We start from the raw sequence: 15,464 nt of genomic DNA, 5'->3' as shown, positions 1-15,464 counted from the left end.
GCTTATGAAGAAGATTTCAGCACTATTTCTATCCATGCTATTATTTGGAATGATGGCATGCTCTGATGATGAATCAACTCCTATCATTGAAGAAGAAGAGGAAGAAGAAACCCCTGCAGAGCCTACGCAGGATAATATGTTTGGAGAAGTCTCCGGGGTTTGGGAAGCTGGTAGCACCTACACGATTACAGGTGACGTTATCATTCCTGAAGGAGAGAGCCTTACCATCGAAGAAGGTGTCACCATAATCATAGACGGAGATGGCAGACAAGGGTCAAGTCCCGAAATTCAGTTATATGGAAGTCTATATTGCTATGGATCGGAAGACAACAGAATATTGTTCACTGTACCTCAGGGGCTAAGAACTAGTGCCAACACCTTTGCCGGTTTGTGGGGTGGAATATCAGCCACAGAGACAGTAAAGGACCTGGTTTTGGAATATGTGGATATCGAATATGCCGGCGCACCAGGTGAAGCTGGCAATCCCATTGTACAAGAAGGCGAAATAAGCGAGGGTGAGCCAAGGTATGCCATCTACATGCAAGACGATGGTTTGACTTCGAATTTTATCATGTGGCATTCTAGAATAGCCTATTCCAAAGATGACGCCATCAGACTAAACGGGGCAAAAACACTTATTGCCCATAGCGTATTTGAACTTAACGGAGAGACTGGTGGAGAGGCAGTGAATACGAAATCAGGCACCGTTGGAGACTTTTGCTTCAATCTCATTTATGGGTCTGCAACGAACGGACTAAAGGTGGCCAATTCTAAGGGCAGAACTCCTCAGGCAGACAACTATTTTTACAACAACACGATTGTATCCAGCGGCTGGAGGAGAACTCAAGCTGGAAGAGGAGGATCCTTAAATTATGAAAATGGCTCTAGAGGCCAGTGTTTTAACAACATGGTGGTGAATTCCAGATATGGGTTGAGAATGGTTCCACCGGATGACCAGCCTGATTTGGCCAATACCGATTGGGGCCACCAATACTATTATGGTGATGAAGAAATCATCGTGGAAGAGTTTTATCCTTCAAATGGAACCATTGGAAGAGAAGGTGGTCAGCCTATACCTACCTCTGATGTTGCAGGTGGTGTTCACGAAAACGACCCTATGTTTGTAAACTATACTTTGGGAACTTTCGATATCGATGCAGCTAGGGAAGGTAGTACTGTGGGAAGAATGCCCGAGGATGCCAACTTCCATTTGCAGGAGGGGTCTTTGGCCTTGACTGGGGGCAAAACAGATTTTGAGCCCAGATATGCATCTTACGAGGTGAATGGTAAGGTATACGAAACTCCTAAACCTTCAGGCTTTTTTGGTGCCTTTGGTGCCCAGTAATTCAATTAATAAGATGACGGGGCTACTAATGTCCTGTCATCTTTTTTTATGAAAAAACACTACATCACATCAATATGTTTGTTGGGCCTGTTATCTGCTTGCCTAAACACAACACCTGAATTTGAGAGTCCATGGGAAAATCAAAATTCATTTGCGGTCGAGTATGACCTAAGGAATTTGGTCACGGTGGATTTCTTTGCAAAGGAGGGTGAGTCAATGGGCGAATCCACATTGATAGAAGCTTCTGGACTAGCTAGGAGCCGAAAAAATGAAGGATATCTATGGACCCATCAGGATCGGGGAAATGACAACCGAATATTTCTAATGGATGAGAACACCGGAGAAACTGTAGCGGCATACAAAATCACTGGAATGAGAAACCGCGACTGGGAGGATATAGAAATTGTCACTGATCCCCAGGACGGAATGGATTACTTATACCTAGGAGATATAGGAGACAACGCCCAGGTGTATAACTCGTACACCATCTACAAGTTTCTGGAACCTGAATTTGAACCAGCTCACAGGGGAAAAGTGGTGGATTTGGAGTGGGAATTTGAAGAATTTAAGTTTAGGTTTCCCGATAAGAGTCACGATACTGAGGCCTTAATGGTGGATCCATGGACAGGAGACATCTTTCTGGCCACAAAACGGGATTTCTGGTCCATGCTTTTTGTTGCCCCATATCCTCAGCCTGTAGAAGAGGAATTTACCCTTATTCATGCAGGAAATTTCGGATTTAGAAGAGCACTTGCCGGAACAGTTTCAGATGACGGTTTAGAGGTTTTAATTAAAAATGACGACCAGATATTTTATTGGAACAGAACCGAAGGTGAGTCCTTTTTGAATATGATGCAAGAGGTTCCCAAAGAAGCTCCTTACAATCCGGTTGAAGCTCAGGGAGAAGCCATTTGTTTTGGTAAATATGGCGGTTATTATACGCTGAGCGAATATAGTAATGGTATTACTCCTGAATTATTTCACTACAAAAGAATAAAATAACATGAAGAAAATTAACTTATTTTGGTATTGTGTTTTAGTCTGTGTCTTTGCTTCCTGCAACGACGATGAGAATGGCCCAGTACTCCCAGCTGTCATCAATTTTCCCGATGGGAATTTGGAACTGGCGATCAGAGAAGCACTGGAACTCGGTGCCGATGAAAGCATCAACACTGAAAATATCTTGGGCTTGGAAAGCCTAAACCTACGAAACGCAGAGGTGACTAACCTCACGGGGTTGGAGTCCGCTGAAAATCTTATTTCCCTTGATTTGAGGGAACAGCAAATTGCTGACCTCGGCCCAATCGCGGAGTTAAAGGGTATGGAATGGTTAAGTCTGAGGGAGACCTTGGTGACGGATATCTCCATGTTGGAAGGGTTTAATGATTTGGTATACCTTAACCTCAACCGCCTGGAAGGGATCACGGACATAAGCTCACTTGCAGGTGCCACACGCCTAGAGGAATTGATAATCAGGGATGTCCAATTCGGGGATGAAGGAATGGAAGTAATCAGAAACTTCACCAACCTCTACCGTCTCAACATGAGAAACTGTAATGTAACCCAGGTGGATGCTCTGGCACACTTGATGGAAAATGGTGCATTAAGGGACACGCCAGATCAAATGGCCGTGATCGACATTAGGGATAATGATATTCCAAACGAGCCCGGTAACGATGGTTATGCCCCTATACGGCCCTTTTATGAAAACCTTGGAGACAGAAGCCCTAATAATTTACCTGATCCAATGGATTAGGATTTTGAACTTCTAATTTGAATCCCTTGCCATTTAGGTAAGGGATTTTTTTGATCCTTAACTATACCGGAGGAAAATCAGTGCATCCATAACTTCCTATTTGCCACAAAGTTGTGCGAAACGTCGAAACCTTCAGGCTTTTTTGGTGCCTTTGGTGCTCATTAATTTGCAGATGATTTAAGAGGTTCCCAGAGAAACGCCCTACAACCCGGTAGAAGCCCAAGGAGAAGCCCTTTGTTTTGCCAAATATGCCCTGAGCGAATAGTAATGGTTTTACATCTGAAATATTTCACTACAAAAGAAAATGAGGGATAATAATTTCAAAATTAAAAAAACCACTAACTTTCCCCAAACCACCTCCTTTCCTTGTGGGATGAGGATTATTTTTAGACTGAATGTGGTCTTCCTACATCATCGAACACTTCCACTTCGTTAGTGAAAATTAGTGCATCCGTGGCTTATTAATTTGCCAAGGCAGCTGGGCCACTACATAACAGGCCGGGAAACTCCCAGGCCAAGCAACAGGAAGGAAGTCCTAGAGGGTGTTCACAAACTCGGGAGAGAGCTCCTGAGTGTAGGTTAAAAACACCTGACCGTAATTAGTAGGGTATTTTTAGAAATGTATTGATAATATCCCGGAAAAAAAAGACAGCTTTCGTCCTTTAAAAGAATGGACTGACCATCGATCACTCCCCAGTAAGGAACTCGTTAACCTCCAGCCAATGCATAAAGGCTTCGAACCAGCGATTACTGGTCCGGCCGGGATTCCCGAGGCCAAAACCGTGGCCACCGTTCTGGTAAAGGTGAAACTCTACAGGTATGCCGGCTTTGTACCAGGAGTCAATTACCCCAAATTGACCGCGAAAGAGAAAATCATCCGTGGCAATAACATTGAACATTGGCGGTGCGTTTTCTGGCACTTCCACCGAGCCCATACCTCCGTAAATTGGGCCAATAAAGGCCAGTTTCATGGTCTCGGAGTGAAGCGTTGAGTGCATTGTGAGGCCTGCACCGGCAGAAAAACCGATCATGCCTATTCTATCTACATCTACTCCCCACTCATCTGCCCTATCCAGGATCATGGCATAGGCAGCCTCCGCATCCTCAAGCTGATTGGATAAGTCACGTTGCTGTGGACTTGGTGGGGTTTCACTTTCTGTAGTTTCTGAAGACGGAGCCGCGGCCGGCCGGGGTCTATTCATCCATTCCGTAAATTCATCCAGCGACTCCGAGGTTGGGTGCAGCCTGTATTTGAGTACAAAGGCGGCGATTCCTTGCTCGGCAAGTGCCTCGGCTACTTCCCAGCCTTCATTACCCATCGAAAGCCATCTGAAACCTCCTCCAGGTGCCACAATAATGGCTGTGCCATTTGCCTTTCCCGGTTCGGGCAGAAATGGTGTCAGGGTCGCCTTGGAGATATTCCGCGCCATTGGGTCGCCCCACTGGCGAAACCAGGTCTCTGGAGCGGGCTGGTCTTGGACGCTTCCCGTACCAAGCGGTATAGCATTAGGCTCATCAGGAGGATCAAGGGGGTAAATGGTGCCATCTTGCGCAATAGCAGGTAGAGTAATGGGAATAAATGCTACCAAAATTGAGTTTTTGGCCAGGTTTAGAAAGTTGAAGTCCATAGTAAAAGGGCTTAATAGGTTAAGGACTAAAAATATATATAATTAGTAATTAAAAAAATATTTTCTTCTAAAACATTCTGAATTTGCAGTATTTCATTTCTCGGTAAAAGGTGTTCCAATTCATCTGTTTATATTTTTTTCAGTGGTTAGATGCCTGCCTGGTCGGCAGACAGGGAATCTTCGCATGTTTTATAATCATCCCTCCGTGTGTCGCTCGCGTCATGCCCTGACTGCCGTCAAGGCGGGCTCGATTTCATATTTTATTTTTCCATCCTATTACCCCTTTCCAGAAAAAACCGTAACAAAAAACCCCCACCCAATTACGATGGGCAGGGGAAAGTTGATTAGGTTATGCTAGCAATTGTATTAATAGCCCGGGTTCTGGCCAAACTCATTCTGCGTACGGTCGATTTGACTTTGTGGAATGGGCCTAAGGGCATGATGCTCCTGAATATTTGGTCCTCCGTAGGGATTGTATTTTCTTACCCTTTCCAGCAGCTTACCCGTCCTTTTCAAGTCCGGCCACCTGTGCAGTTCACCAGCAAGTTCCCTGCCTCTCTCGTCCAAAATTTCGTCAATATCCAACTCATCGGGGGTAATAAGTGGGATTTCTTCCCCAGGATAGGCAGCGCGGCTTCGTACCACATTGAAATATTCAGCAGCTTCGTCCAGCCTGCCCAACATCATTAAGGCTTCAGCTGCGATCAAATAGGTCTCCCCCAGTCTCATGTACATATAGTCCCTGCCGTTGTTTCGCAAGAAGGGGTACCTATGTTTTTGAACGGTTGGAGAAAAAACATCATTTCGGTCTCTGATCCTTATGAGTCTAAAGGGTTTTTGTGCTACTTCTTCATCAGAAAGCTCCTGCATAATTGGGTCATTTGTAAACCAGGCTGCGGTATCCCCAGCAGCCCTCCCGGCTGGGATATTAGGGACGTCATTGTATTCCCAAACCTCTTTGAAGGTGGCATGGTACCTACTGTCGTTTCGGATATGTAATCCACCATTCCTATAGTCATTGCCAAACAATTCCGTCAAAGCATAATCGGTAGGCCAGAATCTTGCAATTCCTACGTGGTACATATCGTCCCCTATAAGACCAGGAAGTAACCATTGTCTGGGAGCCAAAAACCGTTGCAGCTCGTTGCCGGGGTTGTTTACCTCAGGATTATCCCCCCATTGCACCGACCAGATAACTTCAGAATGCCGCTGGTTGAAAGGGTCAAAGATATCAGCATAGTTATCCAACAATTGATACTGTCCGCTCTCAATGACTTCTATCGCAAGTTCCGCGGCTTTTTCCCAGTTTCCCATGGTAAGGTAAACTTTTGCCAGGTGGTTTACGGCAGCATAGCGGGTGGGGCGACCGTATTGTACCTGGTTTACAGGTAAATTGGCGATTGCGAAGTTTAAGTCTGCCACTATAGCCTCATAAATTTCAGGCTCTGGTGTCCGAAAAGCCTCTAATTCTACTGCCCGGGTTTCTTCTAGGGTCAAATGAACCCCACCGAAATGCTGCACCAACACAAAATAGTAGTGGGCACGGAGAAACCTGGCTTCCCCGACTTTGGTGTTTTTGAAGTTTGGATCCAGCCCATCGATTTCCTCCGAACGGGTTACCACCGTGTTTGCGTAGTTGATTCCACGGTAAAAATGCTCCCATACTAGCACTTGTCCTGAAGGTTCTAAGCGGGCTGAGGAGTTCAGTCCAGGGCCATAGTTGTCCCACCAGGAATTGTAACTTTGACCTTCCTGAAAAAGGTCGGTTCCGTAAAGGTTCATCAACATGCCGGGCTCCCTTCCATAAAACCAGCGTAAGGGCTGATAAGCTCCTATAAGAGCCTCGTCAAGTCCCTCTGCAGTGGAGAACTGTACATCGGCCACCGTATCCGTAATCATGTTTTCCGTAAGGTCTGCGCAGCTTTGTAAGGCAACCAACAGACCTACCAATCCTATGTATTTTTTTAGTGTATTCATCGTAGTTGTGGGAATTAAAATCCTAGATCTATTCCTAGTAAGAATGTCCTGAAATTAGGCATGTCATGATTTCTGGCTCCTTCAGGATCCAAGCCAGGAAAGCCTGTGAAAGTAAAGGGGTTTTGTACTCCCCCATAGAACCTTGATTTTGTCAGTCCTAGCTTGTCCAACACCTGATTGGGAAGGCTGTATCCCAAAGTGATATTCCTTACTCTGACAAAACTTGCATCAAAATACCCCATGGGAGTGCTATAATCATGGCCTCTTACTCTTGGTCTAGGGTACTCGTTACTGGGATTTTCCGGGGTCCAATAGTCTATATTCCTGGAATTTAGGTTATATCCTCTCCTTAAGTTGATCATTCCTCCTAGGGAAGTTCCTCCTGCCTCACTGAAAATGGTGATGCCCTGGGTGGTATAGATGAAAAAGGACAAGTCAAAGTTTTTGTAGTTGATACGGTTATTGATACTTCCTGTCCATCCAGGTACATCAGAGCCCAATATTAACCTGTCATCGGCATCAATTCGCCCATCGTTGTTGACATCTCTCAATTTCATGTCCCCGGGTTGTTGCCCAAAGCTTGCAGCCATATCCCTTTCAGTTTCCTGCCAAATGCCTTCAAATTCCCAATCGAAATATACATTTATGGGATGGCCAATGAACCAGCGATTACCAGGGTCATCTTCTTTGCCACCATAAAGCTCCACTATTTCATTTCTATTGGTGTGAAAAACGATATCGGTAGTCCATCTAAATCCCCCAGGGGATTTGGCATCCACATTCACAGTGGATATATTGAATTCAAATCCTCTATTTCTGGTTGCTCCCACGTTTTCCAAAACACTGGCAAACCCGGAAGTGGGAGGGAGTTGCCTATTCATCAACAGGTCAAAAGTATTTTGTTGATAGAGCCCAATAGTACCCATCACCCGGTTATTCCAGAAACCGAAATCCACGCCCAAGTCCACCTGTCGGGTTCTTTCCCAGCGCAGGTCGGTATTGGCAAGTTCTGCACTTTGGAATCCGAAAACCGATTGATCCCCAAAGGCATAACCGATTCGTTGCACTCTTCCTTGGGTCTGAAAGGGGTTAATACCTGTGTTTCCTACATCCCCATAGCTGGCTCTAAACTTCAGTTCATCAAAGAAAGACTGTCCACTCATAAAGCCCTCTTGGTCTAAAAGCCAGGCAAAAGCAGCGGAAGGAAAAATCCCGTACTGGTTTCCTTCGGCCAACCTAGAAGATCCGTCGATTCTGCTTGTAAGGGTGAACATATATTTTTCCATCAGGCTGTAGTTGATTCTTAGCATATAGGACTCCAATTCCCACTCGTTGAGGAAGGAGCTTCTGCCAGTGGTCTCCTCCGCAGTGCCTATGTTATGGTAGCGTTGCTGCTCAAAGGGAAGGCCTCTCACCGAAACTGCTGAGCCCATACCTCTTAAAGTTTGAACCGAATACAGTCCTGTTGCCCTGAGCTTGTGGTTTTGGCTGAAAATTTTCTCGTAGTTGATGATGTTCTCGTAAAGGATGTTGCTGGTACGGGAATTGGAAATTCCAGCCGTAGAAGTCTGCCAGGTATGGTTGCCTCGCTCAGAATAGGTAAGGTCAGGGGCAAAATTGAACCTGTAACTCAACCCGTCAATAATATCAATCTCTCCATAAACGTTGGTGATGATCCTGGTCCTGTCCCTTCTGTCTATAAACAAGTCCCTGTTTAGGGCCAGCGTAGGGAAGTTTTCTCCTACTGCAAATTCACTGGTCAGAGCACCCTCTGCTCTTTCTGGCCAATCCAAGGGACTTCTGAGCAGGAGATCCCTAAAATTACCCCCACGGTATTCAGCGCTATATGCAACCTGTGCGGATACTCCTGCCCTAAAGCGTTTGGTCACATCCTGATCCAGGTTCAAGCGGCCCACAAATCTGGAGAAGTCATTGTTTCCAACTATGGCATTATGCTCCAAGTAGGTACCGGATAGGGCATATCGGGTATCTTCTGTTCCGCCTCTTACACTTAATTGGTGATTTTGCTGAAAACCTGTCTGGAATGCCTCCCTTTGCCAATCGGTATTTACCCCTCTTTCTATGGCTTCCAACTCCCAATCGAGAAACAATGCTTCATCTGTGGTATAGGTGCCTTGGTGCCTTGCTGCTTCCCGGTTCATTTCAATGTATTGATCCGCATTCATAAGATCCACACGGTTTGCCATGTTTTGTAAACCTGCAAACCCACTATACTCAATTTGTGTCCCCCCGGCATAGCCTCTTCTCGTGGTGATCAAAATCACCCCATTGGATCCCCGGGATCCGTAAATGGCTGTAGCAGAAGCATCTTTTAATATTTCTATGGACTCTATGTCTGATGGGTTAATGTCCATAAGGTTGCCTTCAATGGGAATCCCATCCATGACGATCAGCGGATCATTTCCCGCCACCAAAGACCTGGCTCCGCGAATTCGGACAGTGGATCCAGCCCCTGGTCTATAACTATCGGCCACCACATCTACCCCTGCGGCCCTACCTTGTAGTAGGTTCTCAAAAGAATAAATGGGCTCTGCGACTATATCCTGCCTACCAATGGAGGCCACTGATCCGGTGAGTTCCCTTCTTTCCACGGATCCGTATCCAACCACTACAAATTCTTCCAGTGAACTTTCATCTTCGGATAAGGTGACTTGAATTTCGGATTGGTTCCCTACTTCTATTCGTATGGATTGGTAGCCTATAAAGGAAACTAATATCACCCCACCGGGTGGTACATCAATGGCAAAATTGCCTTCTATGTCTGTAGCAGTACCTGCTGAAGTACCCTCTACTAAGACCGTTGCCCCGGGGATGGGATTACCCTCATCATCCACCACTTTTCCTGTTACCATTTGGTCCACAGAGGCTAACCCGCTGGCACTTACGGTAATTGTTTTTTCCCGTACGGTAATGGTTTGGTTGATTTGTTTGAAGGCCAGGTTGGACTGCCTGCTCGCCTCTTCCAAAGCAGATTCAAGGTCAGTGTCCATCACCGTAAATTCCAATAGTTGCTGGAGATCTATATTTTGTTCATAAACAAACTTAAATCCTGTCTGCTCTTCTACTGAAGAGAGGAATCCAAATAGTTCGATGGTGGTATTAGGTATGACCACTGGGGTCTCTTTCATTACCTGGGCATCCGAATGTATGGCCCAAACCACTCCGGAACCCCAATAGAACAAGGCCCCTGTAATAAATGTGTGGATGGTGATCCTCATAAAAAGGACAAGTAGCTTTTTTTTCATAATTTTGTAAAGATTTAGTTGAGTTACATTTTCCCGATGTAGCGCTAATCGTTGGACGGTGCTATTGGCGTAGCACCGTCTTTTAGCAGTTTCCTTCGCTTACTTTTAGTTTTTTCCCATTGATTTTATAGTTTATTCCGGTTGCATATTGTAAAGATTCCATAACTTCCTTGAGACTCATGCGAGTATAGGTAGCAGTGACCTTGCAATTATTTCCTAAATTTTCCCTGATCACTTCTTCAAGACCATACCATTCCTCCAGTTCAGACAGGACCTCACTCATTGGGGTTTCCTTAAAGAAAAGTATGCCTTCCACCCAACTAAAAGAGAGATTAGGATCCACGGTTTGAATGTCCCCAAAACCTCCATCAGTATTCCACTTTACCTGTTGTAATGCGGTGAGGGTTTGGGTGGCATTTGTATCGATTTTATGGATTACGGGCGTTACAGCTACCTTTCCTGTTTTTACGGTGATAGTTTGCTGATGCTGGTTTTTGGTATTTATAAGAAAAGAGGTTCCCAATACCTCTGTTACAGCCAATTCGGTGATGACCTGAAAAGGGTGAAGAGAGTCCTCTACTACTTCAAAAAAAGCTTCTCCTTCTAACCTTAACCGCCGGTTGTCGACAAATTTTCTGGGAATCTGTAGTCGGCTTTCCCCCCTTAACCATACCTTGGAGCCATCTGCCAAAGTGATCTTTCTGCGGATTCCTTGGGTATTTTGTATGGTTTCATGGTTATCCTCTAGTTGCACCAGTTTTTCCCTTTCTACTCCTGGAGTGACCCACCAAAGACCCGCTATAATGCAAAGTGCGATACTGGCAGCCACCACGTTCAACCAATGCAGCATTTTGGGCTCATTTACTAAATTTATTTTCCTAAGGGTTTTTTTAAGGTCTTTTTTGGTGTTAATTTTTTCCAGGATATTTAGATCGGTATGGTGAGTACCTCCTTCCTGAAGGTACCAACAATCCAACTCAGCCTTTTCAGTAGGACTTATTTTTCCCCTTAATGCCTTGGCAATCAGTTTTTGGATGTGTAGAGGTACCTTCATAAAATAGCGTCTATAATAGTAAGTGCAGAAATACCTGTTGTACTACCTAAAAAAAACATTAATTGAATGTTAAATACACACGGGTGCCGTAATAATACCTTAATAAAGGAGCTTAAACTATTTTAAATAGATAGGGAAAAAATCAAGAAAAAGGAACAATCAAATCGAGCAGGACGCAGGCGACGTACAGTGTTTTAAAAGTTGGTAATTACAGTAAGGAAATCAAGTTGGACGGGTACGTCACAATTGTAAATGGTAGGAATGCCCCCTGATAGCTACAGGACTGGGCACTATATGACCACTGAAAAAACAATTATAAACACATTTAAAAGATAATGTCGCAACTCTGCCCTTAAAAATTTTAAGGCTTGATGCATCCGGTTGTGTACGGTTTGGGGTGCCAAATGCAATTTGCCTGCTATTTCGGCTATGTTTAAGTATTGGAAGCGGCTAAGCACAAATACTTCTTTTTCCTTTTGGGGGAGTTTTTCAATCATCACTTGTAACTGACCATACAACTCCTCAAAAGCCAAAATGTCCCCATTTATAAAATGTTTGGAGTCATGTTCAGGTAAAAGCTGGCAGATTAGACGTTGTCGGTCAATATGCCTAAATACTTTGTACTTCACGGCGGTCATTAAATACCCACTCAAATTGCTGGTGACATCTAAATGCTTTCGATTGTGCCACAGTTCCGCGAATATTTCCTGAACCAAATCTTCAGAGGTAGACAGATCCTTTAATTTCGAATAAGCCTTTGCTACCATGGGCTTATAATTCTTTTCAAAAAGGTATTCAAAAGCCTTGCTTTCGCCCCTTTTTATTTTTTCCAAAAGCTGTATATCTGCCGAATTCATTGCCTTTTCAATAATAGGACTAAGTTAGCATCCATCTCGCTTTCGGAGATGCCTTCTTCAATTACCAAATCATTAATTCTTTTTGGATTGATAATTGTCAATTAATTGGATCGATCCGCAGCCTTTAATCGGAAGAAGGATGCTAACTTTAATGAAAGCAAATTGCATCTGTTCTCATTATTTAGTCAGTGGTCATATGGCAATATAAAGAAATATCTTGGTTTTTTTTTGAGCAATGATTAATTCCTTCATTCAAGCATTATTTTTTAATGGTGATGCTGTTGGGATTGTTCCGGAGAGGAATCCCCTTCCAATACCTCTTTGCCCGGTTCATAGGTTTCTTTAAGATCGCCACAAGTGAGCATTTCATCCCCAAAATAGGGGTTTTTAATTTCCTTTTCTGCACTTAGCCAATAAGCACCTTGATCATCAAAAGCCATAGGGCAAAATTGCCGGTACAGGGTCAACCCAATTACACCGAAGAGCTCCACAGCCTCTATCATCTCCTCTGATAGGTCCTCAAAGTGTTTTCTTTGAGCACCTATTTCATTTGCTTCACCCATTCCTTCTAGGCTTCTTAGCAACCTGCGTTTAATCCCTTTCCATTCTTCTAAGGAATTTTGGTCCAGGTCTTCGTCTTGTACGTTCTCCACTTCCTTTTTTAAGGGGGCGATTTTTGATAAGACCATTTGGGGGTCGCTCTCGACAAACGCATCCTTAAGTGGTAAATAGGCTTTCACCGTTTCAGTTATTTGCTCCCTGAAACTTTCGGGTACATCCATGGATTTTACCTCAGGCCTGAGCATCATGCTGTAGTTACCGGTAAGTTGCGCAGCAGCATCTACTGCAAAGGTGCCTTGGCTTACCAATTCATCTCCTTCATTTATTCCTGAAAGTATCCTATAATCTTTGCCTACAGCTCCTCCCAGCTCTACCTCCCTCATCTCAAAGGCAGGTGCATCCCTGTTTCCCACCTGTACAAAAACCACCGAACGTGGACCAGTCCAAAGTACAGAGGATTTAGGTACTAGTAATCCAGGAAGTTCCCTGGATGTGGAGGATATTTCCGCTTGGACAAACATTCCTGGTTTTAATCTGCCTCCTGGGTTGCTGGTTTCTGCTCTTAGTGGAATTGTCCTGGTAGACTCATCCATCACAGGGTTGATAAAGGTTATCCTACCGCTAAATTCCCTTCCGGGAATTGCAGCGACCTTAAAAGAAATGGGGTCTCCAATTTGGACATTTTGAATATTTTTTTCGTAGGCATCCAAGATTACCCAAACCGAGGAAAGATCCACCAGATCGAACATGGCTGTTCCTCTGCCTACATAGTCCCCGGTGGCAATATTTCTGGACCAGACCACTCCATCACTATCTGCGATAATGTCAAAATTCGTAAGAACCTTGCCGCTAGTTTCTATTTCTTGGATTTGTTGCTCGCTGATTTTCCAGGACCGGAGTTTTTCCTTTGCTGCTTGATAAATACTCGGTTGCCTGTCTTTGATCTTGGCCGCTTCCAGGAGTTCTTTTTGGCTATTGACCAGTTCAGGAGAATAGATGCTTGCTAGTTTTTCCCCTTTCTTTATTTCCTGTCCGGTAAAATTGACAAAAAGTTCCTCAATTCTACCCGGATAGTTTGCAGTAAGACTTTTTACCTTTTGTTCATTGATTTTTATCTTTCCGGTCAGAGTAGTCTTGCCTTCACCAGTTCCCTTTCTTGCTTTCGTAGTTGAGACATTTGCCATGGCCACCGCCTCCTTGGTCATTTCCAATACAAATGGGCTACTTTCCTCTTTTTTCACCTGACTGGCTGGTACAAGGGACATGCCGCAAATGGGGCAGTCCCCAGGTTCATCCTGACGGATCTGAGGGTGCATGGAGCAGGTATAGGTGGTGCCAGATTCATCTTCATGATCGTGCTCATGATCATGTTGCTCTATATCACTTCCTCCCCTAATTAGCCAGCCAATAAGGATCCCAGTTATGAGCAACAAGCAAATCCATATAATATTTTTTCGGTTCTTCATGACATTAGTGTTTCAACTGTAATTCGTTTTAAAAAGGGCAGTAATTTATATTCCCACCAAGGAAGCGAGCCTGGCATGGGCACGGTGTACATCAAGTTCTGCTTTTACCTGATCCAGTCTGAATTCCAGCAGCTCCCGCTGTATGGCAATTAGCTCCTCAAAACTTCCCTCATCATTGGCATAGGCTACTATCATTAGCTCCAGGGTTTTTTCCAACAGCTCCACCTGCTCCTGGAGAAGAATTTCTCTCCTTTCAGCATCTTGGATAGTGTTGAGGATCTCCGCAAGTGCTGTTTGAAGCAAATTGCGGAGGTTTTCCTGCTCATCCAGGTTGGCGGATTTTAAGTACTGGGCCTCGGATTCCATTGCCCTATACTTTTTTCGTGCTATGGGCAGGCTTAGGGTTAACATGGGCATCCACATATTACCTCCCATTCCGGCAGGCGTATATTCCATCCCGGGGGAATTGCCCGGCATTCCCATTTCAGGTCTTGAATTCAATAGCATGTAATTGACGCCTAAACCGATCATGGGCTTTCCGGCCAGCTCAGCCAATCTGGCCTTGGTTTGCAATGCATCTGCTTCATTGCCGAGCATCAAGAGCATTGGGTTATTGTTCCAAAGGCTGTCCAAAAGGATTTCTTCTAATTCGGCTAAGGCTATCTTTTCTCCATGTACCAGTTCAATCTCTTCCTCTACCGATAATCCGGTAAGTTGACTGAACTTTTGTATCAGGGGTTTTTTATTATTATGTAACTGACCCAGTTCGCTTTTCAGCCCTTTTATTTGAATTTGTAGCCTCAGTACATCGGTTAGACGGGCAGCTCCTTTGCCCTCATTCATGGTACTCATTCCCGAGGAACTCGGCGTATTTGGGGACTCCGAAGTGGATGCACCGCCCATGTCCATTGGGTTTCCAGGTGAAAGGGAGCCAGAAAAGGTGGGGGCTGGGATTGCCTCTCTGGCTTTGCCTGAAGCCGCACCGGTTTCTCCACCTTGAAATCGGACCAGGCTTAATTCTTCCAGGCTTTCCAGAAGGACCAGGTTTGCCTCTGTAATTTCTATGCTTTGCTGTAATAGTAGCAGGTCATAGTAGGTGTTTTTTACTTCAAACATCACTTGGTTACGTTCTTCCCTGAAGGCCTCATAGCCTGCCTTTGCCATGGCCGATGCTTCCGACTTTTCAGCCTTAAGGGTTCCAAACCAAGGGAACATCTGCATCAAGGAAACTTCTCCAATTTGATTGCCCATGAGAAGCTGCATGGGCCGAAGGAAATAACCTATTCCAAGTTCTGCGTCTGGAAGCTGACCCATTTGGTCTATTTGTGCAAGTTGTGCCTTATAGGAATTAAATGCTCCCATCACCTGCGGATTATTTTCTGCCGCCATCTCCAAGTACAGGCTCAGTGGTGGGGAAGCTTCTTGGGCCTGGGAGGAAAGCCCGCCAAAGAGCAACATGGCTATCAAGCCTAGTCCACCACTGATTCTGGGGAAAAGCTGTGTGCTTTGCTGGCTTTTTTGAATCGGGTCAATTGCAGTAGTTTTCATAGCTAG

At 44.8% G+C, this 15,464-nt stretch carries 10 protein-coding genes; 3 read left to right on the top strand and 7 right to left on the bottom strand.

Annotation, left to right across the window (positions count from 1 at the left end):
* The first annotated feature begins 4 nt into the window (after positions 1-4).
* Genes DB520_RS14590 through DB520_RS14580 form a run of 3 tightly spaced genes read left to right on the top strand, consistent with a single transcriptional unit; the run spans position 5 to position 3,101 of the window.
* Entirely contained in the window at positions 5-1,345 is a 1,341-nt protein-coding gene (locus DB520_RS14590) for a hypothetical protein (RefSeq protein WP_114750455.1), read from the top strand.
* Positions 1,346-1,393: 48 nt separating this feature from the next.
* On the top strand, positions 1,394-2,347 hold the full coding sequence (locus DB520_RS14585; RefSeq protein WP_157972091.1) for a hypothetical protein: 954 nt from the start codon (positions 1,394-1,396) through the stop codon (positions 2,345-2,347).
* A 1-nt stretch (position 2,348) separates the two neighbouring features.
* A complete protein-coding gene (locus DB520_RS14580; protein ID WP_114750453.1) occupies positions 2,349-3,101 on the top strand; it encodes a leucine-rich repeat domain-containing protein in 753 nt (250 codons plus the stop codon).
* Between the two features lie 686 nt (positions 3,102-3,787).
* On the opposite strand, the gene DB520_RS14575 is transcribed toward DB520_RS14580, so the two are convergent.
* The 7 genes from DB520_RS14575 to DB520_RS14545 form a co-directional block, all read right to left on the bottom strand.
* Positions 3,788-4,729 (bottom strand): alpha/beta hydrolase, encoded by a 942-nt coding sequence (locus DB520_RS14575; protein WP_114750452.1) that lies wholly within the window; start codon positions 4,727-4,729, stop codon positions 3,788-3,790.
* 366 nt (positions 4,730-5,095) lie between these two features.
* Positions 5,096-6,706, bottom strand: a complete 1,611-nt coding sequence (locus tag DB520_RS14570; protein WP_114750451.1) for a RagB/SusD family nutrient uptake outer membrane protein — start codon at positions 6,704-6,706, stop codon at positions 5,096-5,098.
* 14 nt (positions 6,707-6,720) lie between these two features.
* The gene (locus tag DB520_RS14565) at positions 6,721-9,972 is read right to left on the bottom strand and encodes a SusC/RagA family TonB-linked outer membrane protein (RefSeq protein ID WP_114750450.1); all 3,252 of its coding nucleotides are present in this window, start codon (positions 9,970-9,972) and stop codon (positions 6,721-6,723) included.
* A gap of 82 nt (positions 9,973-10,054) precedes the next feature.
* Positions 10,055-11,026 carry a FecR family protein gene (locus DB520_RS14560; RefSeq protein ID WP_114750449.1) on the bottom strand — a complete coding sequence of 324 codons (972 nt, stop codon included), beginning with the start codon at positions 11,024-11,026 and terminating at the stop codon, positions 10,055-10,057.
* 290 nt (positions 11,027-11,316) lie between these two features.
* A complete protein-coding gene (locus tag DB520_RS14555) occupies positions 11,317-11,883 on the bottom strand; it encodes an RNA polymerase sigma factor (RefSeq protein WP_114750448.1) in 567 nt (188 codons plus the stop codon).
* 266 nt (positions 11,884-12,149) lie between these two features.
* Positions 12,150-13,910 carry an efflux RND transporter periplasmic adaptor subunit gene (locus DB520_RS14550; RefSeq protein ID WP_114750447.1) on the bottom strand — a complete coding sequence of 587 codons (1,761 nt, stop codon included), beginning with the start codon at positions 13,908-13,910 and terminating at the stop codon, positions 12,150-12,152.
* Between the two features lie 45 nt (positions 13,911-13,955).
* Positions 13,956-15,458 carry a TolC family protein gene (locus tag DB520_RS14545; protein WP_198675347.1) on the bottom strand — a complete coding sequence of 501 codons (1,503 nt, stop codon included), beginning with the start codon at positions 15,456-15,458 and terminating at the stop codon, positions 13,956-13,958.
* Between the last annotated feature and the right edge of the window lie 6 nt (positions 15,459-15,464).

It is taken from the genome of Pleomorphovibrio marinus (genome assembly GCF_003347495.1).
Lineage (GTDB): Bacteria > Bacteroidota > Bacteroidia > Cytophagales > Cyclobacteriaceae > Pleomorphovibrio > Pleomorphovibrio marinus.
Note: the sequence above shows the minus strand (reverse complement) of the source record. Positions and strands in the feature narration are given on the sequence as shown.